At 36.3% G+C, this 25,795-nt stretch carries 27 protein-coding genes; 14 read left to right on the forward strand and 13 right to left on the reverse strand.

Annotated features, from left to right (window positions below; genetic code table 11):
* Nucleotides 1–258: 258 nt before the first annotated feature.
* Both ACFQ18_RS03730 and ACFQ18_RS03735 read left to right on the forward strand, forming a co-directional pair.
* Entirely contained in the window at nucleotides 259–873 is a 615-nt protein-coding gene (locus ACFQ18_RS03730; protein ID WP_204797761.1) for a PH domain-containing protein, read from the forward strand.
* Nucleotides 874–1,050: 177 nt separating this feature from the next.
* Nucleotides 1,051–1,482 carry a VOC family protein gene (locus ACFQ18_RS03735; RefSeq protein WP_204797760.1) on the forward strand — a complete coding sequence of 144 codons (432 nt, stop codon included), beginning with the start codon at nucleotides 1,051–1,053 and terminating at the stop codon, nucleotides 1,480–1,482.
* 548 nt (nucleotides 1,483–2,030) lie between these two features.
* On the opposite strand, the gene ACFQ18_RS03740 is transcribed toward ACFQ18_RS03735, so the two are convergent.
* The 4 genes from ACFQ18_RS03740 to ACFQ18_RS03755 form a co-directional block, all read right to left on the reverse strand.
* Nucleotides 2,031–3,383 carry a tripartite tricarboxylate transporter permease gene (locus tag ACFQ18_RS03740; protein WP_204797759.1) on the reverse strand — a complete coding sequence of 451 codons (1,353 nt, stop codon included), beginning with the start codon at nucleotides 3,381–3,383 and terminating at the stop codon, nucleotides 2,031–2,033.
* A gap of 2 nt (nucleotides 3,384–3,385) precedes the next feature.
* The gene (locus ACFQ18_RS03745) at nucleotides 3,386–3,622 is read right to left on the reverse strand and encodes a hypothetical protein (protein ID WP_204797758.1); all 237 of its coding nucleotides are present in this window, start codon (nucleotides 3,620–3,622) and stop codon (nucleotides 3,386–3,388) included.
* Between the two features lie 151 nt (nucleotides 3,623–3,773).
* A complete protein-coding gene (locus ACFQ18_RS03750; protein ID WP_204797757.1) occupies nucleotides 3,774–5,033 on the reverse strand; it encodes a hydroxymethylglutaryl-CoA reductase, degradative in 1,260 nt (419 codons plus the stop codon).
* A gap of 283 nt (nucleotides 5,034–5,316) precedes the next feature.
* Entirely contained in the window at nucleotides 5,317–5,847 is a 531-nt protein-coding gene (locus tag ACFQ18_RS03755) for a superoxide dismutase family protein (protein ID WP_204797756.1), read from the reverse strand.
* 300 nt (nucleotides 5,848–6,147) lie between these two features.
* Here ACFQ18_RS03755 and ACFQ18_RS03760 point away from each other — a divergent pair, with 300 nt between their 5' ends.
* From ACFQ18_RS03760 to ACFQ18_RS03770, 3 genes are read left to right on the forward strand one after another with little or no spacing between them, the layout of a single operon-like run.
* Nucleotides 6,148–7,359 carry a hypothetical protein gene (locus ACFQ18_RS03760; protein ID WP_204797755.1) on the forward strand — a complete coding sequence of 404 codons (1,212 nt, stop codon included), beginning with the start codon at nucleotides 6,148–6,150 and terminating at the stop codon, nucleotides 7,357–7,359.
* A 22-nt stretch (nucleotides 7,360–7,381) separates the two neighbouring features.
* Complete coding sequence (locus ACFQ18_RS03765) at nucleotides 7,382–7,924, forward strand: hypothetical protein (RefSeq protein ID WP_060669183.1); 543 nt, start codon at nucleotides 7,382–7,384, stop codon at nucleotides 7,922–7,924.
* Entirely contained in the window at nucleotides 7,917–8,954 is a 1,038-nt protein-coding gene (locus tag ACFQ18_RS03770) for a hypothetical protein (protein WP_204797754.1), read from the forward strand. The genes ACFQ18_RS03765 and ACFQ18_RS03770 overlap by 8 nt, the downstream gene beginning before the upstream one ends.
* Nucleotides 8,955–9,081: 127 nt before the next feature.
* Here the strand turns inward: ACFQ18_RS03770 and ACFQ18_RS03775 are convergent, their stop codons facing one another.
* From ACFQ18_RS03775 to ACFQ18_RS03785, 3 genes are all read right to left on the reverse strand, one after another.
* A complete protein-coding gene (locus ACFQ18_RS03775) occupies nucleotides 9,082–9,216 on the reverse strand; it encodes a YvrJ family protein (RefSeq protein ID WP_083452640.1) in 135 nt (44 codons plus the stop codon).
* 70 nt (nucleotides 9,217–9,286) lie between these two features.
* Nucleotides 9,287–9,505, reverse strand: coding sequence for a DUF2922 domain-containing protein (locus tag ACFQ18_RS03780; protein WP_047186563.1), 219 nt, complete (start codon nucleotides 9,503–9,505; stop codon nucleotides 9,287–9,289).
* A gap of 34 nt (nucleotides 9,506–9,539) precedes the next feature.
* Nucleotides 9,540–9,764: a DUF1659 domain-containing protein gene (locus tag ACFQ18_RS03785; RefSeq protein WP_047186564.1), complete on the reverse strand. Its 225-nt coding sequence runs from the start codon at nucleotides 9,762–9,764 to the stop codon at nucleotides 9,540–9,542.
* Nucleotides 9,765–10,009: 245 nt separating this feature from the next.
* Between ACFQ18_RS03785 and ACFQ18_RS03790 the strand changes: the two genes are divergently transcribed.
* The 4 genes from ACFQ18_RS03790 to ACFQ18_RS03805 all read left to right on the forward strand — a co-directional run bounded on the left by ACFQ18_RS03790 (nucleotide 10,010) and on the right by ACFQ18_RS03805 (nucleotide 12,903).
* Nucleotides 10,010–11,425 (forward strand): alanine/glycine:cation symporter family protein, encoded by a 1,416-nt coding sequence (locus ACFQ18_RS03790; RefSeq protein ID WP_060669185.1) that lies wholly within the window; start codon nucleotides 10,010–10,012, stop codon nucleotides 11,423–11,425.
* Nucleotides 11,426–11,634: 209 nt separating this feature from the next.
* Nucleotides 11,635–11,856 carry a hypothetical protein gene (locus ACFQ18_RS03795; RefSeq protein ID WP_047186566.1) on the forward strand — a complete coding sequence of 74 codons (222 nt, stop codon included), beginning with the start codon at nucleotides 11,635–11,637 and terminating at the stop codon, nucleotides 11,854–11,856.
* 458 nt (nucleotides 11,857–12,314) lie between these two features.
* Nucleotides 12,315–12,563 (forward strand): type II toxin-antitoxin system prevent-host-death family antitoxin, encoded by a 249-nt coding sequence (locus ACFQ18_RS03800; protein WP_204797753.1) that lies wholly within the window; start codon nucleotides 12,315–12,317, stop codon nucleotides 12,561–12,563.
* A 4-nt stretch (nucleotides 12,564–12,567) separates the two neighbouring features.
* Entirely contained in the window at nucleotides 12,568–12,903 is a 336-nt protein-coding gene (locus tag ACFQ18_RS03805; RefSeq protein ID WP_060669186.1) for a type II toxin-antitoxin system RelE/ParE family toxin, read from the forward strand.
* A 324-nt stretch (nucleotides 12,904–13,227) separates the two neighbouring features.
* On the opposite strand, the gene ACFQ18_RS03810 is transcribed toward ACFQ18_RS03805, so the two are convergent.
* The 5 genes from ACFQ18_RS03810 to ACFQ18_RS03830 all read right to left on the reverse strand — a co-directional run bounded on the left by ACFQ18_RS03810 (nucleotide 13,228) and on the right by ACFQ18_RS03830 (nucleotide 18,179).
* A complete protein-coding gene (locus tag ACFQ18_RS03810; RefSeq protein WP_204797752.1) occupies nucleotides 13,228–14,790 on the reverse strand; it encodes an ROK family protein in 1,563 nt (520 codons plus the stop codon).
* Between the two features lie 3 nt (nucleotides 14,791–14,793).
* On the reverse strand, nucleotides 14,794–15,885 hold the full coding sequence (locus ACFQ18_RS03815) for a DUF917 domain-containing protein (protein ID WP_204797751.1): 1,092 nt from the start codon (nucleotides 15,883–15,885) through the stop codon (nucleotides 14,794–14,796).
* Between the two features lie 125 nt (nucleotides 15,886–16,010).
* Nucleotides 16,011–16,622, reverse strand: coding sequence for a TetR/AcrR family transcriptional regulator (locus ACFQ18_RS03820; RefSeq protein ID WP_204797750.1), 612 nt, complete (start codon nucleotides 16,620–16,622; stop codon nucleotides 16,011–16,013).
* A 163-nt stretch (nucleotides 16,623–16,785) separates the two neighbouring features.
* Nucleotides 16,786–17,118 (reverse strand): hypothetical protein, encoded by a 333-nt coding sequence (locus ACFQ18_RS03825; RefSeq protein WP_128715735.1) that lies wholly within the window; start codon nucleotides 17,116–17,118, stop codon nucleotides 16,786–16,788.
* Between the two features lie 350 nt (nucleotides 17,119–17,468).
* Nucleotides 17,469–18,179 carry an L-2-amino-thiazoline-4-carboxylic acid hydrolase gene (locus tag ACFQ18_RS03830; RefSeq protein ID WP_379565759.1) on the reverse strand — a complete coding sequence of 237 codons (711 nt, stop codon included), beginning with the start codon at nucleotides 18,177–18,179 and terminating at the stop codon, nucleotides 17,469–17,471.
* 111 nt (nucleotides 18,180–18,290) lie between these two features.
* Here ACFQ18_RS03830 and ACFQ18_RS03835 point away from each other — a divergent pair, with 111 nt between their 5' ends.
* The 4 genes from ACFQ18_RS03835 to ybaK all read left to right on the forward strand — a co-directional run bounded on the left by ACFQ18_RS03835 (nucleotide 18,291) and on the right by ybaK (nucleotide 22,279).
* Nucleotides 18,291–19,754, forward strand: a complete 1,464-nt coding sequence (locus ACFQ18_RS03835; protein ID WP_047186574.1) for a sodium/proline symporter — start codon at nucleotides 18,291–18,293, stop codon at nucleotides 19,752–19,754.
* Nucleotides 19,755–20,139: 385 nt separating this feature from the next.
* Complete coding sequence (locus ACFQ18_RS03840) at nucleotides 20,140–20,367, forward strand: hypothetical protein (RefSeq protein ID WP_060669237.1); 228 nt, start codon at nucleotides 20,140–20,142, stop codon at nucleotides 20,365–20,367.
* A gap of 376 nt (nucleotides 20,368–20,743) precedes the next feature.
* Nucleotides 20,744–21,523: an acetoin reductase gene (locus tag ACFQ18_RS03845; protein ID WP_047186576.1), complete on the forward strand. Its 780-nt coding sequence runs from the start codon at nucleotides 20,744–20,746 to the stop codon at nucleotides 21,521–21,523.
* Nucleotides 21,524–21,793: 270 nt separating this feature from the next.
* Nucleotides 21,794–22,279, forward strand: coding sequence for a Cys-tRNA(Pro) deacylase (gene ybaK / locus ACFQ18_RS03850; protein WP_060669236.1), 486 nt, complete (start codon nucleotides 21,794–21,796; stop codon nucleotides 22,277–22,279).
* Nucleotides 22,280–22,388: 109 nt separating this feature from the next.
* Here ybaK and glpT read toward each other — a convergent pair whose 3' ends face one another.
* On the reverse strand, nucleotides 22,389–23,753 hold the full coding sequence (gene glpT / locus ACFQ18_RS03855) for a glycerol-3-phosphate transporter (protein ID WP_047186578.1): 1,365 nt from the start codon (nucleotides 23,751–23,753) through the stop codon (nucleotides 22,389–22,391).
* 571 nt (nucleotides 23,754–24,324) lie between these two features.
* On the opposite strand from glpT, the gene ACFQ18_RS03860 reads away from it, so the two are divergent.
* Nucleotides 24,325–25,707 carry a sigma-54 interaction domain-containing protein gene (locus ACFQ18_RS03860; RefSeq protein WP_204797795.1) on the forward strand — a complete coding sequence of 461 codons (1,383 nt, stop codon included), beginning with the start codon at nucleotides 24,325–24,327 and terminating at the stop codon, nucleotides 25,705–25,707.
* Nucleotides 25,708–25,795 lie beyond the last annotated feature (88 nt).

Here is a 25,795-nt window from a genome sequence, read left to right on the forward strand (position 1 = left end):
CTTATGCTTCCTACGGGTGGTTTTCTTGTTATCTAATACGTTTTTTTAAAAGACGTGTGCAACAACCTCCCACACAACCCCTCCCAAATTTCACGAATGAATTCAAGAAGTTTTTATATAAGTATCGCCCTCATATTTCTACTAATTTATAAATTACGTTAAAATAGTATTGTTAGGACAATTTATCAAAGAAACAACTCCTAGTACCGGATGAATAATTCCTGCTGTGGGTAGTTTCGTTGGAGGAGAATGTGCTACATGTTTAAAAAGATTGCTAGTGATGCACTAGGATTGAGTGATATTGGTAAAATTATTCGGCCAGATGATTTTGATAAAACGGAATCAGATGATTATGTATTACATGAAGAAGGGGAACAAATTCATTTTCTGATTAAATCGAAATCGGATGAATATTGTTTCACGAATCGTGCCTTAATCCACTTAGATGGGGAAAAGGCAACGAGCAGTAAGCGAAATATTTATCGATATGATTACTACTGCAACCCCATTCAAAATGTCACTGTTGAAACCGCTGGTACGATTGATTTGGACCTTGAAATAAAATTCACGATAGGTGGACAAGCCATTTCTGTAGATATTGAGAAAAAAGAAGGCGAGGCTATTGCTGATCTGTATAAATCATTAGTTACTATTTCGCACATTCAAGATAGTGATGCACGTGTCCTAGGTTATGCGAAAGAAAGTCTTGATTTATCCAAAACTTTATTCACCGACAATCGCTTTCGAGAAGGAACTATTGCTAATGAATTTGAAAAAGCTACAAAATTTGCTTTTGATTGGCTAAATACGACATACAATGATAATACTCGAAAAGATTTTGGCGATATCTTTAATAAGTATATTCAAAATTAACAAGGGAACTTGCTAATGTATAATGACTAGAGCAATGCCACTGATAAACTTAAGTTATTCCGTGCGCCTTCGTGTTGTTTAAATGGGTGTAAATAAAGTAGAATAAAAACAAGTGTGATGTGGAAGATAGTGTAATAGACGATAAAAAGTAATTAGAAGTTAGGAGAGTGCCAAACGATGAATGGAGTGGAATTTGATTTTGTTGTCAAAGATAGTAAAGCTGCACTAGAGCAGTACAAAGCTATTTTTGATGTAGAGGTTGTGGAAGAGACAGATTTTAAAGTAGGCAATAACGAAGCGGTATTCACTATTTACGGTACGCGTTTCCATATGCTTGATGAAAATCCTGAATACCAACTATTTGCGCCGAAAGAAGGGGACAGGCAATCATTTTGGTTTAATATCGTGGTTCCAAACATCCAAGAAGTATATGACAAAGCGATGGCTGCTAATGCAACAGAAATTCAACCTGTCACAAGAATGGAGGAAATGGGCATTTCAAATGCTATGTTTTCTGATAGCTTTGGGTATGTATGGATGTTACATGAAATTCATCGCGAAGTATCTTTTGAAGAGCGCATTGATATTTTGAGTAAAGACTTTGAATAAATGCATTTTCTGAAAGGAATTGTGCGTGAATTAAGTGCATATTTCATTCGGGAAAAACATACTAGAAAACAAGAAAGCCACCCCGCGCCGTCCATAGCAAAGGGGTGGTTCTCATAAATAATCAAACATTTAAGACAACCACCACCCTGACGGTAGAGGTTGCGGGAGAAGTACTATTAGTTCTTCTCCCTTTATCTATACCCATTATACATAAATATATTCCAGATTTCTACTTTTAGAATTTTTTCTTCCCACTTGGGCTGATTAAATTAAGGGTGGTAAGATTGACGACATTTGAGGCATTAAATCTGATACTACAATCAAATTTAGTGTTGATAGGATCGATAACATTGGTTCTTGTTTTCGTTAAAGAAAGAAAAAAGTAACCGCCCAGCCCTAACTAAGGTAAGGGAGACAACCCCCGTTAATGTGCACATTATTTAGATATTTGCATGAGTCTCCCGTCGTCCAAATTTATATCGTTCACTTAAATGGAACATAGGGCTTGTCACCTTTATCATCGTTCAAATCCATGGAATCAAGCACCTTTAGCTAAATAATCCTAATAACCATGGTGCTGCGTACAGTATCATGAACATTACTCCATAATTTACTCCATAGCGGTGGAGTAGCCCTGATACTAAGGCAACAAGAATAACACCGAAAATGTTGATCCAACCTGCATCCATAAACGCCAACATCACTACTAGTCCCGCGAAAAGTCCAATTAGTGCCTCGTGAGGGATGTATTTAAATACAAAGGAACAGATTTGTGTAGCATATTTAATGGTTACATAGAAAGTGATAAGTAGTGCAATTGTGGCTCCAATGATAGATACGAGCATGATTTCACCCATAGAAAGAATGTGATGTATATTATGTTCAGGAGTGAAGATAGGTGGTGCGTTAAATAGTCCAGCAGCTGGGCCAATTGCCATTGGTGATAATGGTAGTCCTATAGCTATCAGTGGAATTAATGTACCAGATATATAGGAGGCATTGGTTAAAGCATCCATTGTTGAAATAGCCCTTGAGGCTCTTTGAACAGGATCTTTAATATGCCTTGTTAAAAACTCACCTAAAAATACAGTCATCCCAACTGGTGTAAGAAAGAAAGTAATAGAACCTAGTGCACTACCTAAGGCCGCGGTGCCGGATTCTTTTTTCGTTAGAACTTTAAACGGATTTGGTAATCCTTTAACCTTTTTTGAATAGTTAACATGTATTTCCTTATTTCCAAGTCGAGGTAATTTTCTACGATGGTCTTTATTTAAAAGTTCAAATAAAGAAAAGGCGATTGGTCCGATCGTAATACCTAGAAAGAAGGATACGAAAACAGTTGAATCTGATGGAATAATTTCTAATCCCCAATACAAATGACGGAGTCCTTGGATAAGTAATGCGAAAGGAACAATGATGACTAAAGATAAAATTTTATTTTTTGACAAAAGTGCTAGAAAAACAGTTCCTAAGAAAAAGATTAAACCTGAATAGCTGCTGATTTTATCGGCAAATGGGAGAATCGCATTTGCAATCAAGAAACTTAAAGGAATAGAGACTAATGTACCAATAACAGAGCCTGAGGACATTTTTCTTATACTAACATCTGGCATACCGTAACTTTTTAAAACCATAGCATGTTCGACCATTGGTGCAGCCATTACCCCACCCGGTATCCCGGCAATGGCAACCGGAATAGAATCGGTTAGTTTCTTTGCCACTATCGCAGACATGAAAAATGCCAATATAACGTATGGAGAAATGCCTAATAACGCAAGTGCAATGGTAACGGGTGCTAGTACCGCGGTTTCATCTGTACCGGGAGCGATTCCAATGATTGTATATAGTCCAGCACCAAGGATTGCGGCAACGACGATTTGGAAAATAATCATTACATCCATGCTTACTCATCCTCCCATGTCTCAATAATGGTCCGTTTAGGCTTAATCATGATACTACTAATAATAAAACCTAGGACACCACCTAAGATACCAAAGATTAATGACTGTGGGCCATTTCCTGGAGCAATTAGGTAACCACCAAGTGCAAAAAGAATACAAAGTCCCATGGCTATGCTAAGGTCTTTGATATCCACATGATCTTCCCAAATATCAACCAGGTTCTTCTTTTCCTCTTCCATGGTACCGCCCTCCACTATTTATTTTTTATCCCACCTCAAGCTTTTTGGTAACCATCAGTGAGGGATGAAGGAAAACCTCCACTGATGGAAGACTTCTTTATAATAATTTATTAGCAAAATATATCAAATATGAACAAGCTTAAGTCTTTGACTAATAAGAAAGGGCTTTTACAATCTTTTTAATATCATCAAACTTAAACTTCCCTTGTTTTGCAGCTAATTCTATAACTTTATCAATTTGATTGTCTTTTGCACCTGCCATTAAAGCGAGGTTTCTTGCATGTAGTCTCATATGTCCCTGTTGTATGCCCTCACTAGCTAATACTCTTAGCGCAGCGAAATTCTGTGCTAGACCAACAGAAGCAATATTGCTAGCAAGTTCTTCAGCTGTTTCTACTTGCATTATTTTTGTGGCTAGTTTTGCTACTGGATGAGAAGTTGTTGCGCCACCAATTAAACCGACAGCAAGGGGAAGTTCGATAGTACCTATAATACTATGATTTTCACCTTTTTCCCAGTGAGTCAATGAGCGGTAAGTCCCCAATCTAGAAGCATACGCATGCGCACCTGCTTCCACAGCTCTGGTGTCATTTCCTGATGCAAGCACTACGGATGAAATTCCATTCATGATTCCTTTATTATGTGTGGCTGAACGATATGGATCAATCATTGCTAATTCATAAGCATCCATAAACTTATTCATTGCTTCTTTATTATCATTAAATGGATCCTGAAAAGTGGCACGGGCACGTACGATACGTTGGTCAGCAAGGTTAGATAATATGCGTAAAACCACTTTGCCGTTAGTTATCTTTTCTAATAATGGAGCAACTGCTTCCGCCATGGTATTTACTGCGTTTGCCCCCATAGCGTCTTTTGTATCCACAAATAAGTGAACTACCACCATTTTTTTGGTAGGTCCATCTATGACATGTACTTCTAGGTTCTTTGCTCCACCACCAAGTGATACGAGTGTGGGATCTTGTTTGTTACAGAGTTGCAATATTTCTCTTTTGTTTTCATAGACTTTTGCCAATGCTCCATACGGATCTTTTACTTCGGTAATTTGTATTTGTCCTCTCATGATTGCCCCACTATAAGAGGTTGTAAACCCACCAGAGTCATAGGCATACTTTGCTGCATTACTAGCCGCTGCTACTACAGATGGTTCTTCCGTTGCCATGGGAATAAAGACATCTTTATTATTAATTTTAAAATTGACGGCAATCCCAAGTGGAATTGGCATATATCCAATGACATTTTCAATCATTCTATCTGCTTCTTTTACCGAGAATCCTTTATTCCCCTTAATGATCTCAAGCTCTTTATCCGTTAAATTGGTAGCTTTGGCTATTTGTGATAGCCTTTCTTCAGGTAATAAGTTATAGAATCCAGGAATACGAGTTGACATGAAAATAACCTCCTAAAAGTTGTCTGTAGTAATATTTATTCAATTGGATTTATTTGTATTCAACTTAGTTGAATACGATGTGGAGGATAAAGATACCATAGGAAGGAGAGTTAGAAATTAAAGTAATAGAAGGTGGTGGGCACATCAATTATCGGATGGCGTAATTGATTCCTTTTTATATTAAAAAGCAGTGGGGATATTGAGGCATGGAAGCAAGGGGACGGTTTGTTTGCTTACGAAAGGGAGGGTAATCGGGTTCCGTCCCCTTAGTCAAGGTGTTTCTCTAGTACGCCTGGATCACACCACAGCCTATACGCTTACCTGAATTCCCGGAAGGCTGTGAACGATAGTCGTCTGGATTTTCGTGAATCATGATGGACTTGCCAACGATGTCTTTACTTTTGAAACGATTGGTAAAAAACGTCATTCTTGCATAACCATCATTGGAGAACAAAACTGGAAAATCACCTGGATGATGACCATGCGGCTGGTTATTTGGATTCCAATGTTCACCAGCGTGCTTAAAAGGATCTGTTTTTTCCCCTACAGAACAATCTCCATGCTCATGTATATGGAAACCGTGAGGACCAATTGGAGCTTGATTGCCATGGGCCGGCTGATACTTCGGTAATCCCGACACTTCTACCGATACTTCCACTCCATTTGGCACATCTTGAAAATAGACACGCCCACGTAAGTTCGGTGTCAACTCATTTCCACGGATGTCTGCATAAGCTCTGCTAACTTGACCTCTTGTGGGATTCAACAAATTTGTCGGAATATAAACGAACGGATAATAGCCATATGGGTACATCGTATTCTCCTCCTTTTTCCTTTCACCATATGCCCAAAGGAAAATTTTGTGCAAGGTGGAGGAGGGGAGTACTTTTTTTCATATAATTGCGGAGCTTACAGGGAAGTCTAGAGAAGGGATTCATCATATATTTATGGAATTATAGACGGAAAAATTTGTTTGATAAATATATTGAAATATGGGAGTATTTAGGTATATAGTCCTGAATGATTAGAGTAGAAAATAGAAGTGCTGTAATTATACAGGATTATAGGAAAATATAAACAAAAACTGACTGTTTTCTGTATTGGGGGAAATAAAGTGGATATTGAAAAATTTGAAAAGATATATAGACAGAAAATTAGACATAATAAAATTAAAAGACTATCAGCAATAGGTGAATATTTATCTAACAACTTTGGAATAGACGAGGACTCCTTTATTCAAGGCAATGAACAGCAATGCTTGCAATTTGTTATGCAGGTAGTAAGGGATAATATCGATGAGTCTGATCAGGTACTAGATGATATAGCTAATTTACTAAATGACCGTTATTCAGTTGGAGAACCATATTTTTTATCTATACTTGAAACTGATTTGAGTCCAGTTGAAATAAGTTCATTGCTACAGGAAATTTATGAATCGGATGATTTTATTGAATATGATTCCTTCGAATTTACAGAACCGCGAATTGATCTGGATACAACCGGAAAAACTGTTGAATTGACGCTCAGATATAGTGAGTTTTACCAAGATCCAACTACAGGTGAAAAAGGACAAGAAATATATAGTGGGAAAATAGGAATTATCTTTGATTTAAATCAAAAAATAGCATTAAGTACTTTTGCAGGATACAATAAGGTTATTAATAAACTTATTCAATTTACAAAGGAATCGCTTGGTCCGACTGTTAATTTAAAGCAAGTATATGTTAACCAACAAACTAGAAATATGCCCAATGCAAGACTAACAGATTTTGATTCATTGACTCTGTTGGTAATACGCATGATCTTTGATGAGCTAAAAAGAATGGATTATCAATTAAATAGTGTTGATTCCATTTCCTTTGATAATGATAAAGCACCTCGTGTCAAGAATGCAACTTTAGGTGGGAAAAACTTGTTTGCGGACCCTGATGTTATCGAGCGTATATTTAATGGTGATAAGATTTCTAAGTTTACAATAACAGTTAGTAAATATCAGAATAAGGTTGAAGTACTTACCACGGGATTAACAATCGACTTTAAAGGGATGTTAAAGATTGTTTTTAGTGAGCCTAATGTAAAGGGCTATATTTTAAAAGAAATTTGTCAAGAATTATATTATACTATTGTTAACCTACTAGAAGATAAGCAAACTATTGAAATTGGATCAGAGATTGTTAATAATCAACTTTCAAGAGATGCTTTTCAATCGAAGAAAAGTTTTACACAATATGTAACAACGATAGAAGAAAATCTGATTAAAAGAATTCCTGATAAAGAAGAGGAGATTCGTGATTACTTTGGTGGAATTAAATTGGATATTAAATGAGCCAATAAGGAGGGTTTAGGCCTTGTTCCTTTCAAACAGTATGGTAATCGTTAAAGTAAATGATATTGTTAATGTTGAAAAAAATCTAAAGGATATTATGTTTATGGATGATAATGACCATTTCTATGCCATGAATTTTTTTGATGAAAGTAATAGTATGGGTGAAATTCAATGGTCCAATTCCTTTAGGTATGGAAAAATGAATATGGTAAACTTTATAAGGAAGAGTAATTATTTTTATTTATTCACATCATCTGTTCAAAATTATAAGTATTTAGGGAAAGTATTGGATAAATTATTAGGTAGTAATGTTACCATTGAAGTTTTTAGATTACCCTTGAACTGTAAATATAAGGAAAGTTTAAGTCAGGAGATTACTTCGGTTGACGTAGATCCTTTCTTTGGAATAAAAGCTAAATTGGAGCTTGCCGATAATAATCCTATACTTCTTAAAATTTACACCAATGGGTTAATTACCTATCCAATTACTACGGATAAAACAAAAGTAGATAAATTGTTAGAGATTTCTACAGATATTATAGAGAAGTGTAATCAAAATGTATGACTATATATCATACTTATTTGCTGTTGGTCTTTGGGAATTGATGGATGGCATTAGCATTTATTCTATTCAATATCTGGGTTGGGTGTCAGCTGTTATTGCTGCATTATTGGCATTAACAACTATAGTTTTTAGTCAACATAATGAAAGAGTAATTCAAAAGTCAAATGACTTAGCACGTGACATAAGTTTAGAATTGAATCAGGATAAAAACGAAGTTGATAAAAATAGAGTTATCATACAAATCAATTACTTAGTAACGTTATTATCAAACGTAAAGGCGTATAAGATTACTTTGATTATGTTTATAATTATTTCATATAGTCTTGCGGTTTGTTGGTTATTTGGTGGAATAGCTTATTCTTTAGATGCCAAAACAGTGTTTGACTCTGTACTGGTAGTATTTTCATCTTTTATTTTAATAATTCTTTTAGTGATTTTGCCTTTATTAATGTTCTCTTTTAATAAATCAAAGCCATTAAATATTGATAAACATATGAAATTAGATCAGCTGGTTAACTTTTTGAATAATGAGGATTATTGGAAGGGGAACAGCATAGTATCTGATTTATTACAGCCGGTTGTAAAAGTGTCTTTAACTTCATCTAATCTTATAAGAATCAATCTAAGGCAACATATTCCAATCTCTGGTTATACCGTTACCTTCAGATTTGTTACTAAGAATGAAGATATATTATTATTACACTTAAGGCCAGAACCTAATGAGGTGTCTACGTATATAACTAAATCAGAAACTGAATCAAAGATGTATAGAAATTTTACAACTTTATTTAGAAATATAAAAAAGTTAAATTTAAAGGAAAGCAAGGTCTATGTAGTATCTGAAACAGAGAAGCTAGTTTTTTCTATAATGAAAGCTAAGGAAAGTACAAACCAACTAGAATTTAAACTCGGAAGTTATCATAACCAGCCAATTATTTTACCTGTGAAAGAACTACTATTACAAGAAAAGTCTATTTTAAAGTTTAATTCTACAGAGGAACATTTATACTTTGAATTAAATAATAAATAAGATTCAATTGGCCTATTTTCGGAAACTGACTTAAACTACTTTAACGCGTGTGAAAGGTTTAGCTAACTAAAAGGTAATTTATTGGAAAAGAAACAGCCTCACTTTTTTAGTGGGGCTGTTTTACTAATTATTTCATTTTCTCCGGCAATGCATGTATCGATTCAATCAGTTGATTCAGTTTCCCCTCGACACGGTGTAATAGGTAAAACGTCACCGCGATAGGAAAACCAACATCTGTGATGAATGCTATCCAAGCTTCCACAGAAAAAACCTCCAATCCTTGTTTAGTAAAATAGACCAGCGATAAACATCGGCTGGTCTATTTCTTAAGGTTAAATTTCAATATCGATTTCTTCCACAGTGTTTTCTACAATGCGGGCACTATGCTTTTCTACCAAATCTCCACCAGTCGATGTGAAGGCATTTTCGTTGATGATTGTATCCATTGCAGCATTAACAGCTGAAGGATCTACTGGTTCGATAGGATTATCTAGTGAAAATGTAACTACTTTTCCATCTTCGTTTGTAAATTTAAGCTCTAATTTTCTCAACTCTCTCACTCCTTTTTATTATTTTTGTCGGCCTTTACTCAGCAGTAACATCAGCTGTGTCTTTACGAATGATGTTGTATAATGGGCGATCTTGTAAACCAGCAAAAGCATTGGCTACAGCATATAGCTGATCCGCCGTTGCGGAAGTTTTTACATTGTTGAAACTCTTATACTTGTAGACTGGCATACCAGTTTTTAAATCATTCCCATCATTTAAAACAAGCTGTAATGTAGACTTCGTTAATTCGAATGCTGCCATTTGTTTCTCACCTCCTTTCATAAATACAATCGAAAGGAATCGAGGTGAGGGGGGAGAAATTTAAGAAGGGTTCAAATTCCTTATCTAGTTATAACTCGTGTTTAAAAAGGAATAAAAAGGGGAAGTTGGAAAAAGATATCTTTGTTAAAGGGGTGGGGTACTTGTAGTTAATTTGGGACAGTAAACCTGTCCTATGGCTCTTATGGTATACTATTATGGTGTATAAGAAAGGAGTGCAAAAATCAATGGAATTTATGGAGAGTATTATTTCCCATTTAAATGATTTTCTATGGTCTTATGTACTTATTATTGTTTTGATTGGTTTAGGGTTATATTTTACAATTCGAACTGGTTTTGTTCAATTTTCCATAAGAGAAATGTTTCGAGTGATAACCGATAAACGTGCGTATTCTGATTCAGGGAAGAAAGGGACAAGTTCTTTCCAAGCATTTGCTATTAGTGCGGCTTCAAGGGTAGGTACAGGAAATATGGCAGGGATCGCGTCTGCGGTGGCACTTGGAGGTCCGGGGGCATTATTTTGGATGTGGCTGGTTGCGATTGTCGGTGCAGCATCTGGATTCGTTGAGAGTACACTTGGTCAAGTATATAAAGTGAATGATAAAAATCTTTACCGAGGTGGTCCAGCTTATTATATTGAGAAAGGTTTAAAAAGTCGTTGGCTAGGTATTGTATTTGCGGTTACCATCACATTTACATATGGACTTATATTTAATTCCGTTCAGTCTAATACGATTAGTCTTGCCTTTAAAAATCAATTTTCAATAAGTCCTACTGCTGTTGCTATCATTTTAACCATTCTTACAGCATTAGTTATTTTTGGAGGAATAAGGAGTATTGCTAATGTTTCACAAATCATTGTACCAGTAATGGCGATTATTTATATTCTAATCTCCTTTGTGGTATTGGCGATGAACTTAGAAGTGATACCAGGCATTATTAGGCTTATTTTTGCTAATGCATTTGGTATTGAACAAGTTGCGGGAGGAGGCTTCGGTGCAGCCATCATGATGGGTGTGAAACGTGGGCTATTCTCTAATGAAGCTGGGATGGGGTCCGTACCGAATGCCGCAGCAACTGCTGACGTTTCGCATCCGGTAAAACAAGGACTCGTTCAAGCACTTGGCGTGTTCTTTGATACCTTATTAATCTGTAGCGCAACTGGATTGGTTATTCTTGCTTCTGGTGGATTTGCAGGTAGTGATGCAGAGGGGATTCAGATAACGCAATCTGCTTTTACCAATCTTCTAGGAGACTGGGCGGGTATATTTGTTGCTATCGCCATTTTCCTATTTGCGTTTAGTTCGATTCTGGGAAATTATTATTATGGGGAAAGCAATATCTACTATATTAAGGATAGTAAACTAACTTTATTTATTTACCGAGTTGTCGTTCTTATCATGGTCATCTTTGGAACCCTTGCATCCTTTGATCTTGTCTGGGCACTTGCCGACCTAACCATGGCAATCATGGCGTTAATTAACTTATATGCCATTACGAGGCTCTTTAAAATTGCCAAGATTGTTCTTGACGATTACATGAAACAACGAAAAGCTGGAAAAGACCCTGTATTTTATCGGGATGTATTAGAAAATCAAGATGGAATAGAGTGTTGGGAACGGATGGAGGATAGGGAGCAGTAGAACTGTGGGGATAGGTTTGCCTGTTCCTGTGGCTGATGAGTATGCTTACATAAGTAAGGAGATTTTCACTCATTAATCTTTGTCAGTATTTGTCGGAAATTAGTAGATTAAAACGCTTTTATATTATGTTAAAATAAAGTAGCAACTGAATATTGTGAGGGTGGTTGGTTGTCGCTCTTCTTTCCTACTGGGGAAAGGAGGTGATAATCATGGAAACATTTCTTGGCAGAAAGAAGCATACACTCTGCATAAGTGCAACTAAGACATTTGCCGAAAAGGATTGGCAAATGTCAAGTTTTCTAAAATTTTTACGAGAAATTCTGAAAGGGATCGTGCGTGAATCAAGTGCTTTTTTCTTTCGGAAAAACATACTAGAAGACAAGAAAGCCACCCCGCGCCGTCACAAGCAAAAGGGTGGTTCTCATAAATAAATCAAATATTTAAGACAACCACCACCCTGACGGTAGAGGTTGTGAGAGAAGTGTATTAATACACTTCTCTCTTTATCTATATCCATTATACATAAAATTATTCTAAATTTCTATAGGTTAGCCTACACTATTTCGAATAAAAGGTAATTATTGAGGCGATGGAGTGTCTTAGGTTAAAAGTTTCTATTATATCGCATATATTGCAAAGACCGGTTATTGAATTGGGACAAAGGATTCACGGACAAGATATCCGCCCTTGTGAGTTTGTTATCGGAATTCATCACTGAGATATCAGTACTCGTGGTAAGATATCGGGAATCACTACCAAAGAACTGAAAGGGCAGATTCTTCGTCCCTTGTTAAACTTTTATAATTTTATATAGAATGAAGTGTTGTGAAAATCCACGTATAATTTTACGTAAAATAATGGTATAATACTAACAAAAGGAGTTGATATTATGCCTAATATTAAGCCGGTGTCTGATTTAAGAAATTATAATGATGTTTTAAAAGATATATCTATGGGTGATCCAGTTTTTTTAACAAAAAATGGAAGAGGGAGATTTGCTATTCTTGATATAGAGGAATATGAAAAAAACCAAGCTACAATCAAGCTTCTTTCAAAATTAATGGAGGCTGAGAGGGCCATAAAAGAGGGGGATGAATGGCTAACTGAGGAACAAGTTAAAAAAGACTTAGGAGTATAATTTTATGTGTCAATTAAGAATCAATCCCCTTGCAAAACAAGACTTGTTTGATATCAGAGAATACATTACCAAAGAGCTTGACAATCCTGGTGCTGGGGTAGATACAATTGAAAATATCATGGGGTGTTACGAAAAGCTGAAGGGTTTCCCTATGCTAGGTATTGAGTTATCATCGAAAATGGATGTTCCAACAGATTATAGATATTTAATTTGTGGAAATTACCTTGTTTTTTACAAATTAGATAAAGTCTATGTATCCATTTATCGAATTCTTTATTCAAAACGAGATTATATAAAAATACTTCTTGGTGAAGAAAAAGGTGAAATGAATAGTGAATAACAAGGGATCTACAGGGACAGACCCTTCGTCCCAACTTGCTCTGAGTGCGCACTATTAGGAATTTTCGGATCTGGTCCGCATCTTTTTATGCTTTTATTTAATAGGCATCCACACATTAATGTTGGTTTAGATGAGTTTTCAATGTATGAGAAGGTATTTTGAGAAAGGGTCTTCTCCAATTTTTAATTAAATCGTTGAAGAAAGTTGATTGGAGAGTTGTTTTTTATCTGAAGCAAGGTCGGTTACGTGGCTGATTAGTATTAGTATGACAGAGAGTAGTTCAAAAAAAGAAGCAGGAGTGGTACCATTCCTGCTTCCCGCTAGCTATACCTGAATTGCCAAGTCCCCAGCTGCTTTAACTTTAACTCTTGTTGCATTACCAGGAAGATAAGCAAGTGGTACGCTCTCCATATCTACAATTTCTACCTTTTCACTATCTGCTCCAGCTTTAATCGTTTCTGAAATAGCGAGCTCTTTTGCTTGTTTTAGTATTTCTTCTCTATTTTCTTTGCTGATGGAATAAATTTTTTCAATTTCCCCACTGATTTGTGAAATAGCTGAACCAATTGCATTTGCAACACCGCCATTTTCGGGTTGGTATACTTGAGATGCGCCTTTAATTTCATTTGGAAATAAGACACTTCCTCCACCGACAAAAACTACTGGCATATCGGCTGCGCTTGTTTTTATCTTGTCAACAGCTTCTTCTATCATTTCCACCATACGCTTGTAAATCGCTTCTAATAGATTTTTGTCAAGTTGTGCGACATTTTCCGGATTTCCTAGTTTTACTTTACCTAGGGCAACTGCTACATCTGTCGTAGTTAGAGTGGAACCGCCGAATACAAGTGCTTCTTCCAGAAGGCGGTGACCTACACTGTCAGGACCAACTGTAAATGTATTGTCCTCAGCAACGCGAATAATGGTTCCGCCTCCTAATCCAATGGAATTAATATCTGGCATACGGAAATTAGTACGAACGCCACCTAACTCGACCGCGAGAGATGATTGTCTTGGGAATCCTTTTACTAATACACCAACATCTGATGTGGTACCTCCGACGTCAACAATAATTGCATCCTTATTATCCGATAGAAATGATGCTCCACGTAAACTATTTGTCGGCCCACATGCAACGGTTAGAATTGGATATTTTAACGTATATTCTTTGGACATTAATGTTCCATCGTTTTGACAGAAAAAGACTTTAGCATGAATACCGTTATGTTGAAGTGCTTTTTCAAAACCTTCTGCAGTTGTTTTCGCTACATTGATAATAGAAGCATTTAATATGGTTGCATTTTCTCTTTCTAGTAAACCAATGCTTCCTACTTCACTAGAAAGAGAAATCGAAATATCATTTCCTAATACTTCACGTAAAATCTCCTCGGCCTTCGTTTCATGTGTTTGGTCTACAGGGGAGAAGATGGACGTAAGAGCAATCGAATCTACTTTTCCTTTAATTTCCTCCGCAATGGAGCGAATTCTGTCTTCATTTAACGTATTAATTTCGTCTCCATTATATTCGTGTCCGCCTTCAACCATATAGGTGTGTCCTCCAAGAATTGCTTGTAAATCTTCTGGTACACCGGCAAGTGGCTTAATGGCTGTCGCGGCAGGAGCACCGATTCGGATAGTGGCTACTCGATTTAGTTTTTTTCTTTCTACAATAGCATTCGTACATTGGGTTGTACCAAGCATGGCAAATTCAATATTTTCAACATTTACTTTAGCTTCTTCTACAAGTTGATGGATTGTATTATAAATGCCTGTTTCTACGTCTTCCGTAGTTGGAGTTTTTAAGGAGTGAATAACTTTCATATTTCGGTCTAAAAGAACTCCATCCGTATTTGTACCACCTACGTCAATACCTAAACGATAATTCATGATTTAATTTCCTGCCTTTCTGTTCAATTCTTCTACTGGTGTATAGTCGTTGTCATATCCAAAATAACGTGGACCAGCAACTTCAATTCCTCTTTCGGTACGCCATTTTTTATCAGCAGGAATGCCAATTATTGTCGTTCTTGCTCCATATCTCAATCCTTCTGTTGTGAAAGGAAGGGAAGTTTCCGTATCTAATGCACAGATTAAATCAGGTGTCATGCAGAGGATATTGTTATTTGTTTTTGCCATAAGATTTTCATTTTGAAATTCCAAATAACATTGCTCCCCTTTATCTTGACCTAGTCCTTCGATGGTTGCCATCCCGCGTACAAAGCCACCATCCGTTTTCCGTTCAATATCAGTAACTTTTCCAGTAAATAGTTTAAATCCACCTAAAAGTTTTAAAATCTCGTCTATTGGATTTTGTTTATTCTGTTTTGCTTCTCGAATGGTACGGCCGATTTCCTCTTCCAATGTTAAGGAACGGTAGATACTTGATTCTTTTACTTGTTTTCCAGTCATTGGGTAAATAGCGTTTATGACCGATCCACCCATAACCATTGTTGCAGAACGAGCTATGTTTTCTGCCCATTTTCCATTCACTGTATTTAATACCATATTATTTCCTTTTTCATCAGCCAGAACCATTGGTGTTGTACTGACATCATTTAAATAAAAAGTAACCATTTGTAACTCTGGAAAGGCTCGTCCCATACCATCTGCATCGACAACGGGTAATCCAATAGATGCAGCTAATGCGAGTGGTAACAGGGAGTTGACGCCGCCAGCTTCAATTGGCATCGTTGCTTTAATCGTTTTATTTAATACTTTTTCTAATGATTTAAAAGCTTGTTGTGCTTGATCGCCACTAGGGATTTTTTCTACTAATACAGTAGGGGCGCCCATCATTGCAGAAGGGACAATCATATCATCATCTTCAATTTCATCGACATCAAGTAATTTCACTGGTCCGTGTTCTTCAATGGCTTGAAGTGCCATCATTTTTCCAACGAATGGGTCTCCACCACCGCCAGTACCTAATAAAGCTGCTCCGATTGCAATATTTTCTATTTCTTCTTTCCCAATTAATCTCATGCTGCATCCTCCTTGAAAGTTGTATTCCTATTTTTTAAAACAAATCCAATAACGATTTGGATGATAAAGGCTACTAAAAATGCATCGATACCTGATGCACCTGTTTTTGTAAATAATCCAAATCCTCAATTAAACTTTTGTCCTTCATCTATATCACTTCCAAACCTATGAATTAAGTATTGATTCATTAAATATGTCGCTTGTTTCAGATTCCTTTGGATATCGTCCTTTTCATAAATGATAATTCCCCAAAATAAACCATTTCCGAGAAAAATAAAATAATCGATGATTTCTTTTATTTCTTCTGTGTCTAAATGTGGATATCTTATAACGATTATTTCCATCAATTGGGTAACCAACCAAGAATCATAGGTTTCTAAATAGTGACGTACCTCTTCTTTTATATCAGGAATTGAGGAGTTCACCATTAACACATATGCTTTAGTCTCTTCCTGGTTTGAAGTATGATGGAAAGTTATCTTGTTCAATAATTCAGAAAATAATATGTGCAATGAATCACTTTGATATTGTTCAAAGGTCTCTTTCATGCTAGAAAAGTGATGGTTTAGAATTACTTTTATCGCTTCGATAAACAATTTCTGTTTGTTTTCAAAAAAATGATAAATCGATGCTGGCTTAATTCCTACACCTTCCGCTATTTTTCGCATTGAAGCCCCTTGATACCCATGTTCTGCAAAATTCCTAATTGTCGCTTCGATAATCCTGTCCTTTGTCATTTTTTCCTCCCTAACGTTTGTTAGGTATAATAGCACTACTTTTTAGTATCGTCAATATTTTTTAAAAATTTATTTTTAGTAAAATAGTGGAAACCAACTTAATATTGAGTGGATTGTAAAAGTAGGTGAAGCGGCGGAGTTGTGGGGGGTACCTCATCCCAGCTTACTGAAAAGGAATTGTCATCTGGATATCAGCACACATGGTCAAGATATCGGTAAACACCGTTGGAATATCAGCACACACGGGCGAGATATCGGTAAACACCGTTGGGATATCAGCACACACGGGCGAGATATCGGTAAACATTGTTGGGATATCAGTACTCATGTACAAGATATCAGTAAACACCGTAGGAATATCGGCAGTCATGGGCGAAATATCGGTAAACATCGTTGGGATATCAGCACACACGGGCGAGATATCGGTAAATATCGTTGAGATATCAGCACACATGGTCAAGAAATCGGTAAACTCTGTAGGGATATCAGTACTCATGAGCAAGACATCAGTATAAACCTTGGAATATCAGCTCACGGTCAAGAAATCAGTAAACACCGTAGTAATATCAGTACTCATGTGTAAGATATCAGCATACACCGTAGGGATATCAGTACTCGGGGACAACCGTGTAAATGGTATCTCGGCTTTAAAAGGTGAAAAAAAGACTAAATAGAAAAAGCTATTCTCTAAATAAACAGAGAATAGCTTTTTAAACAAACGTTTTCAGAATGGATCTCCTATAAAGTTATTTTTCTAGTTTTTCTATACGCTTTATTAGCATTTTAGTTGTTTTCAATTATGACCAATTTTCGCCAATTCATTTAAGTTATTCATGAATCGGCCGATTATTCATTGGCTTTATTGTCCTCCAATATAAACCGGAAATGACAGTTACCTTCTTTTAAAATATATTTATCATGTTCCACTTTGAAATCGGGATTAAATCCTCTAGCTACTGCAGGATCAATCATTTCACAATATAAAATTCCATATTCATGCATATCATCATCTGCCCATTGTTGGCCAAAGGGGCATACGGTGAAGTTTTGTTCAATTTCTCCTTCTTTATATTCCGTTGTGTAGGTGAATAGTTCACTTCTACCCATATCATAGTTTGTTAGGTAGTTTTGTCTCGTATTTTCTTCTCCATTTGCCCGAGCGCGTTGTGCGATTCCGCGACCACGTTCCTCGCCAAAAGTGCGGACACCTTCTCGGATTGCATCTTTTCCTTTTTCTCCGAATCTATCAACAATAACTTTAGAGATTTGTGCAAAGAGCTTTGCCATTAAAGCATAATTTGTTAGATTTTCATATTTCCTCACCGCTTGATGATTTCTAGGAATATAGCTATATAATCGATGAATTACGCCTTCTTTAGTGGCTTGAAGAGCAATTTCTTCTGCATCTTTATATCCGAAATTTTGAACTCCTTGTTGAAACAAAGCTTTTCCTTCTTCTCCAAACTGGGTAATGACTGATTTTTCTAAGTGTGTAAAAAGTTTGGCAGTAATGTTATCCATTGACAATGGTGGTATATGAACTTTTGTTTCACTCAAAATAATACACTTCCTTCAAATTAATAGATTGACAATATTCTTATCTATATTATACTAATTCTATTATAATTGTAAATATATCCGTTTACTAGGAATTGTGGAGGAGTAATCATGAATTTAACAACTGAGAGCATTATCATTTATGCAGAAATAGCTATTTATCTTCTTATTGTATTAGGAATCGGTGTATATTTCAGTCGAAAAAAGATGCAATCATCCGATTACTTTCTAGGTGGGGATAAGATACCTGGATGGGTTTTAGCCTTCTCTGAGAGAGCAACTGCAGAATCAGCTTATATGTTCTTAGGTGCGGTTGGTTTCATTTATTTAGCTGGTTTGTCCGGTGTTTGGCTACTGTCTGGAATGTTTATCGGGATTATCTTTTCTTGGAGTTTCTTAGCAAAAAGGTTTTACCAAGAGAGGAAAAAATATAATGTCTATACGTTGCCAGATTATTTCGCAGTAAAATACCCAGAGCATGGTAGAACGATTCGACTATTATCAGCCATTATTATGGGAGCATTTTCCCTATTTTACATAGCGGGGCAGTTTTCAGGAACAGGAAAAACGTTGTATTCGATTTCTGGTATTGATATTACTTTAGGCACGATTGTTGTCGCTATTATTGTTATTGCATATTCCTGCATGGGTGGATTTATGTCCGTTGCGTGGACAGACGCTGTTCAAAGTGCACTCATGTTGCTTGCCTTTATTATCGTACCAACTGTAGCTTTCATAGAAATACAGCAAAACGGTTTATCGATAAGCGAGTCGCTAGCTTCGATGGGTAATGGAGGAAACAGGTGGTTAGGTGGCCTTTCTGGATTAGCACTTGGAGCGATGTTATTAACAAACTTTTCTTGGTTTTTTGGCTTTCTTGGTGGTCAGCCACAATTGAGTACACGCTTTATGGCAATTAAAAACGAGAAAGAACTAAAAACTGCGAAATGGGTGGCATATTTATGGACTATTGTCGTGTATATTGGCGCTTTCTTGGTAGGTATTTTTGGATCGGTTCTATATAAACAAGGCACGATTGCAGATTCGGAAATGATTTTACCTTACATGGTTTCTGAGCTATTGCCACCTTGGATTGCAGGAATCATTTTTGCTGCTATTTTAGCTGCAATTATGTCGACGGCGTCATCTCAATTATTAGTTGTGATGACATCTGTTAGTGAAGATATTATTCATAAGACATTTGGAATTAAAGCGAACGAACGCAACATATTAAAAATATCAAGGATTACGGTTATTGTAAGTGGGATACTTGGAATTGTTATTTCGTTGTTATCCGAATCATTTGTCGGTGGTGTCGTTGGTTTTGCTTGGGCTGGAATAGGGAATACATTTTCTGTCGTTGTACTTTTAACGTTCTTTTGGAAAAAGACATCTGGAATTGGTGTCATAGCAACCATCATTACAGGCTTTTTTAGTGCCATTATTTGGACGCTTTCTCCGCTAGAAGCTATCGTATCAGCCAGAGCTGGAACCTTTTTTGTGTGCCTAGCAGTTGGAATTGTATTTAGTCTATTATATCCAGATCGTAAATCAAAAGGAGAAACAACTGTTTGAGGAATGTACGATCCGAGGGACAGGGATGTTTATATTAAAATTACTGATAATTAAAACGAACGTTTGATTTATTAGGAGTTCATTGGTTTAATATGTCTAATTTACTATGAAATTGTAGTAAATAGTTCTAAATAAATGGTAATTATCACCATAAATGTTAAAGTCTTCTCTAGCTATGACTTGTTGTGATTTAGGAAAATCTGGCTATGGTCAATCTTCCGCAGCTTGTGTTACCCTCATCCTAGATGGTCGTTATTCCTGAATGGCTCCCTTTTCTATAATGATGGATAGGGAAGCGTGGATTAACATTATCTGTCTTTTAAAAAGTCGCCTAAATGATATTTTAGGTGAAATTTGTGAAAAATACTTGGAGAGGATGGGAAACTTGAAAAAATTAGGTAGAATCACAGCTGTTTTAGTAATAGCAGGAGCTTTAGTTATTGGAACTAACTTCTCTGCAAATACGGTAGAAGCAGCGTCAACTAGTAAAACGATAGGATCTACCTCCCTTGGAAGTAAGTGGAGAGATGGTGAGATTGGATTCCAGGCGGGGTGTGCATTATCAGAATGGCTTGGTTGGTTTAAATGCCATCCTTCACAGGTTCCTTGGTAATTTCGAAGGGGAAAGGTTTTAAAATGGATGACGTAAAGGAAAGCGAGTAGCAATAGTGGCTACTCGTTTTCTAGTTGCTGCGTAATTTTTATTCTGTCCTCTAAAATATTTACCTTCGTTAATCTCATCCAAAATGGAAATATTATAAGAGGGGTTGGAGGTTATTAGGTGTAGCACCAATTGGCTTATCGTGCAGCAGGGGATTTTTAAAGTTTAGGGAAACTAACGGACTACTGGTTAAAGCAAAGGATATTTGCAAGAATGTAGAGAATTGTAGGAACAGGCTCCCTGGCTGTAAACCAATAATTTGACTCCCAAAAAAATATAAAATAAAATAAAGATGTAACCAAAAAGTATACATCGGAGGTAGGACATTATGAGTAAATCAAAGGTAGCAGTTATCACTGGTTCAGCACAAGGTATCGGTAAAGGGTTAGCAGAAAAGTTGGCAGCAGATGGATTTTCCATTGTATTGAGTGACTTAAACGAAACTGTTTTAGAAGAAACAAGGAAGCAATTTCAAGAAAAAGGGGTTCAAGTAACATCATTTGTTGGTAATGTGACAAAACCCGAAGATCAAGAAGCTCTTGTTCAGCATGCAGTTGATACATTTGGCAGTGTCGATGTATTTATTAATAACGCAGGTGTGGAAGGACAAGTGGGACCACTTACACATGTTGATCCGAAGTCAGTTGATTTTACTCTTGATGTTAATATTAAGGGTACTATCTACGGCATTAAAGCAGCGGCAAATCAAATGAAAAAACAAGAAACAGGTGGTAAAATCATTAACGCTTGTTCAATTGCTGGTCAAGAAGGCATGGAAATGTTAGGCATTTATTCTGCAACTAAATTCGCAGTGAAGGGATTAACACAAACTGCTGCAAAAGAATTAGCAAAAGATAAAATTACCGTAAATTCATATTGTCCTGGTATTGTTGGCACTGGAATGTGGGAAAGATTAGATGAAAAAATGATGGAACATATGGGAACGAAAAAAGGAGAAGCGTTTGCGAAGTTCACAGAAGGAATCGCGCTTGGACGTCCTCAAACTCCAGAAGATGTAGCTAATCTTGTTTCGTTCTTAGCGTCACCTGCTTCAGATTATATTACAGGCCAAAACATCTTAACAGATGGCGGTATGGTATTTAATTAATATAAAGAAAAGCTGGGACAAAGTATTTCAGCCAATGAAAAACCCGAACTATCATGTGAAATTCTTATTTAGAGTTTCGTAATAATTTGGGTTTTTTATTATATCGCTTAAGTCATATCCTCATTGCAAAGAGGGAACCGTTAATCCATCATAGCGCTAACGGCTGAAAGGTATGCTAGTTCAATTGGCTTTCTAGTAAATGCATAACCATTTTACAAGTCTGAAATAAGCTATAAGAAGGTGTGAACCTGTGGAAAGGAAGAAAAGAATGTGGCAAAAAAAGTAACCAAAACAAATGCAGTTCGTTTGATTGAGCAGCAAAAGATTCCCTATGAATTATTAGAATATAACACTGAAGACGGAAAACCGGTAGATGGTATTTCTGTTTCCGAAAAAATCGGTTATCCTCATGAATACGTTTATAAAACATTAGTTACTACAGCTGGTGCAAATCGTTACTACGTCTTTGTTGTGCCTGTTGCAAAGGAATTGGATTTGAAAAAAGCAGCTAAGGCGATAGGTGAGAAGAAAATTGAAATGCTTGCAATGAAGGATTTATTAAGTCTTACTGGTTATATTCGTGGTGGTTGCTCACCAATCGGTATGAAAAAACTGTTTCCAACCTATATTAATGTAAGTGCAGAAAAGTTGGAGTTTATGATTGTCAGTGCAGGAAAAATTGGAATGCAGTTAAAAATAGCACCACAAGATTTGGGCGAAGCTTGTCGGGCAAAGTTTGCGGATATTATTTCTTGAAAATAGGTGAGATTTTGGTTTGAAGGAGATTAATTTACAGATAAAATTACAAAACGGATGAAACAACAAAGCTGCCTAATAACATATTAGACAGCTACCTTAAGGATTATTAGTATTTTTTAATGACTTCTTGTCCACGGACATTCCATGTAAGAGCAAATAAAACAACAGCTAGGGCACAAGAAATAGTTAGAAGAATAAATCCTGCATTCCAACCAGATCCCTCTACTACTGCCCCCATAATGGCGTTTGCTGCAACAGAACCACCTAGGTAACCGAATAAACCGGTTAATCCAGCAGCGGTACCTGCAGCTTTTTTAGGAACAAAGTCAAGTGCTTGTAAACCGATTAACATTACTGGCCCATAAATTAAGAATCCAATAGCAATTAATGCAATATGGTCAATCAATGGATTTCCAGCAGGATTTAACCAATAAACAAGAACTGCAATTAATACGCCTAGCATGAAAACTACACCAGCTGGTCCACGGCGACCTTTAAATAATTTGTCAGAAATCCAGCCACATAATAATGTACCTGGAATACCAGCCCACTCATATAAAAAATAAGCGACACCGGATTCATTCATATTGAAGCCTTTTTCCTCACTTAAATAGGTTGGAGCCCAGTCTAGAACACCGTAGCGAACAAAATAAACAAAAATGTTCGCAATTGCAATTGCCCAAACCCATTTGTTATTTAATACATACTTAAATAAAATTTCTTTTGTGGTTAACTCTGTTTCAAATGTTTTCTTCGATTTACTTGGATAATCATTACGATGTTCTTCAATTGACGGCAAACCAACTGATTGTGGAGTATCACGAATAAGCATATATGCAACAATGGCTACTAAAATAGCAACAATTGCAGGTATAATGAATACCCCTTCATATCCGATAAAGTGTGCACCAAAATATGTGGAGATTATGGAAACACCTGCAATAGCCAATGGAGCCATTAGTCCTCCACCAACATTGTGTGCCACATTCCATATTGCGGTTTTACTACCTCTCTCATTAACACTGAACCAGTGCACTAACACGCGACCTGATGGTGGCCAGCCCATACCTTGAAACCAACCATTTATAAATAACATAATAAACATAATAGTAACTGTCGATGTAAAGAATGGAACAAATCCCATTAATAAATTAATGATAGCAGATAAGATTAAACCAGCTACTAAGAATATTCTGGCGTTGCTCCTGTCCGAAACAGTACCCATTACAAATTTACTAATTCCATATGCAATAGATATAGCTGATAAGGCCAGACCTAATTCCCCTTTTGAAAATCCTTCTTCTTGTAGATATGGCATTGCTAAAGAGAAGTTTTTACGAATTAAATAATAAGCTGCGTAACCGATAAAAATACCAATAAATACCTGTAACCTTAGCTTCTTATACTCAGAATCAATTTGATCCTCAGGTAACCTTTTCACTGCTGGAGCAGGTTTAAATAGTTTTAACATACTAACCCTCCTAAGATGAAATATACAAATAGATGAAATGTTGTTAAATGCGAGGAATAAAAAAGAAACTAATTAAGTTCTAACCCCCTTTGTAATAGAAAGAACGAAAAAAATTCAACTAAAATCTACACACTTGTTGGGTGTACAATTATTAGTTGAATCTCCAAATCTCCATCACAATTAACATGTACTGTTATTATAAACGCTCTTTTGTATGAGGTCAATATATATTTTGTAGGGATTAGGATCAGCCCCAACCACTTAATTTATTGTCAGTTTTTTGAAATTCATAGGTTAAATTTGAGTTTCACAAAATTTATGTCTGGATCGGGAATTAGGTGCTGAAAAGGGCCTATTGAATGGTCTCAAAACTGTCACTGTGTTCCATGGTAAAAAGAAGTATTCCTTAACTTTTTTCTAATTAAATTCCGTATATTCACCGTTACTTGGTTTCTGACGTTATTAATCTATTTAAAATAATATAAATAGTGGTACAATTAAAACGCTAAGTATCTAGAAATTTGTCAAAAAGATAGGTGATAAGTTGGTGAATGAATTAGAGCTTCTAAAAATGGAATTGGATGGGATCCTTGATGCATCCAACGATAATATTGTTGTAACAGATGGAGAAGGAAGGGTTCTACGGGTTAGTTCCAATTGTACCAGCATTTATGGAAAGGAACAGGATGATCTAGTTGGTAAAACGATATTCCAGTTGGAAAAGGAGCACATTTTTTATCCCTCGGTAACGGCATTTGTCTTAAAAGAGAAAAAGGAAGTTCAGGTCATGCAAAGGACCCCGACTGGTAAGGTTATTATGGCTACTGGGATTCCTGTATTTGACTGGAAACATGATATTGTTCGGGTTATTAGTTTTTCCCATGATTTAACGGAAATCCAACAGTTAAAAGAAGACTATGAACAATTACGTACAAAAATGGTGAAATATGAGTCTGAGATAGAAGAATTAAGAGAAAAAGAATCAAAACCTGATCAAGTCGTCATTAAAAGTAAAGCGATGATGGAAATACGTGAATTATTGAATCGGGTAGCAAAGTCGGATGCAACTGTTGTTTTACTTGGGGAGTCAGGAGTTGGGAAAAATGTCTTTGCCCGTTCTTTACACGATGGAAGTGATCGACATAAGGCTAAGTTTATTGAGGTGAATTGTGGAGCGATTCCGGAGACGCTTTTCGAATCTGAATTATTCGGCTATGAACCTGGGTCTTTTACTGGTGCTAGTAAAAATGGTAAAGCAGGGATGATTGAGCTTGCCCATCAAGGAACGTTATTTCTTGATGAAATTGCTGAATTACCACTCGCGATTCAAGTTAAATTATTAAAAGTACTACAAGATAGGAAGGTTACCCGTATTGGCGGTTCTAAGTCAAAGAATGTTGATTTCAGGCTTATTGTTGCAACCAATCAGGACTTGGAGGAAATGGTTAATCAAGGGAAATTCAGAAAGGACTTGTTTTATCGCTTGAATGTGATACCGATTACAATTCCTCCATTGCGTAATAGGAAAGACGATATTTATCATCTAGCTCAAAATTATTTGTCTATTTTCAATAAGAAATATAACATGAAAAAATTTTTTCATTCGTCGACAATAGATGTTTTTCAGCAGTATGAATGGCCTGGAAATGTCCGAGAACTTGAAAATCTTGTCGAACGTTTAGTATTAACTTCCGATACAAACGTAATTTATCCGTCCAGTCTACCCCTTGTCAAAGAGATGGAAACGTTTGAGCAATTTAGAGAAGAATGGCCGCTTGAAACCTTTGAACAACGAGGATTGACATTGCAGGAAGCATTGGAAGAAGTTGAAAAAAGTTGGTTGAGACGTGCTTATAGACAATATAAAACTACGTACGAAATGGCCGATTATCTTGGTTTGAGCCAGCCGACAGTTGTCCGCCGTTTGAAAAAGTACAATATTAATTCAAAATGAATCAAATAATTCATTTTGAATTAATAGATTATGTTTTGATTCAATAATGAATTGACTTTTTAAAGAAGTAGTTTGATAAAACAACTTT

The organism is Oceanobacillus caeni, from assembly GCF_042678465.1.
Lineage (GTDB): Bacteria > Bacillota > Bacilli > Bacillales > Amphibacillaceae > Oceanobacillus > Oceanobacillus caeni.

Coding starts and splice junctions, on each gene's coding strand:
- ACFQ18_RS03810 (WP_204797752.1), bottom strand. CDS start 14,790: ATGAATTATCGTTTAGGTATTGACGTAGGTGGTACAAATACGGATGGA.
- ACFQ18_RS03785 (WP_047186564.1), bottom strand. CDS start 9,764: ATGGCAGCATTCGAATTAACGAAGTCTACATTACAGCTTGTTTTAAAT.
- ACFQ18_RS03735 (WP_204797760.1), top strand. CDS start 1,051: ATGAATGGAGTGGAATTTGATTTTGTTGTCAAAGATAGTAAAGCTGCA.
- ACFQ18_RS03835 (WP_047186574.1), top strand. CDS start 18,291: ATGAATTTAACAACTGAGAGCATTATCATTTATGCAGAAATAGCTATT.
- ACFQ18_RS03845 (WP_047186576.1), top strand. CDS start 20,744: ATGAGTAAATCAAAGGTAGCAGTTATCACTGGTTCAGCACAAGGTATC.
- ACFQ18_RS03730 (WP_204797761.1), top strand. CDS start 259: ATGTTTAAAAAGATTGCTAGTGATGCACTAGGATTGAGTGATATTGGT.
- ACFQ18_RS03795 (WP_047186566.1), top strand. CDS start 11,635: ATGGAAACATTTCTTGGCAGAAAGAAGCATACACTCTGCATAAGTGCA.
- glpT (WP_047186578.1), bottom strand. CDS start 23,753: ATGTTAAAACTATTTAAACCTGCTCCAGCAGTGAAAAGGTTACCTGAG.
- ACFQ18_RS03750 (WP_204797757.1), bottom strand. CDS start 5,033: ATGTCAACTCGTATTCCTGGATTCTATAACTTATTACCTGAAGAAAGG.
- ACFQ18_RS03860 (WP_204797795.1), top strand. CDS start 24,325: ATGGAATTGGATGGGATCCTTGATGCATCCAACGATAATATTGTTGTA.
- ACFQ18_RS03825 (WP_128715735.1), bottom strand. CDS start 17,118: ATGAGTACTGATATCCCTACAGAGTTTACCGATTTCTTGACCATGTGT.
- ACFQ18_RS03820 (WP_204797750.1), bottom strand. CDS start 16,622: ATGACAAAGGACAGGATTATCGAAGCGACAATTAGGAATTTTGCAGAA.
- ACFQ18_RS03815 (WP_204797751.1), bottom strand. CDS start 15,885: ATGAGATTAATTGGGAAAGAAGAAATAGAAAATATTGCAATCGGAGCA.
- ACFQ18_RS03755 (WP_204797756.1), bottom strand. CDS start 5,847: ATGTACCCATATGGCTATTATCCGTTCGTTTATATTCCGACAAATTTG.
- ACFQ18_RS03745 (WP_204797758.1), bottom strand. CDS start 3,622: ATGGAAGAGGAAAAGAAGAACCTGGTTGATATTTGGGAAGATCATGTG.
- ACFQ18_RS03790 (WP_060669185.1), top strand. CDS start 10,010: ATGGAATTTATGGAGAGTATTATTTCCCATTTAAATGATTTTCTATGG.
- ACFQ18_RS03740 (WP_204797759.1), bottom strand. CDS start 3,383: ATGGATGTAATGATTATTTTCCAAATCGTCGTTGCCGCAATCCTTGGT.
- ACFQ18_RS03805 (WP_060669186.1), top strand. CDS start 12,568: ATGTGTCAATTAAGAATCAATCCCCTTGCAAAACAAGACTTGTTTGAT.
- ACFQ18_RS03800 (WP_204797753.1), top strand. CDS start 12,315: ATGCCTAATATTAAGCCGGTGTCTGATTTAAGAAATTATAATGATGTT.
- ACFQ18_RS03770 (WP_204797754.1), top strand. CDS start 7,917: ATGTATGACTATATATCATACTTATTTGCTGTTGGTCTTTGGGAATTG.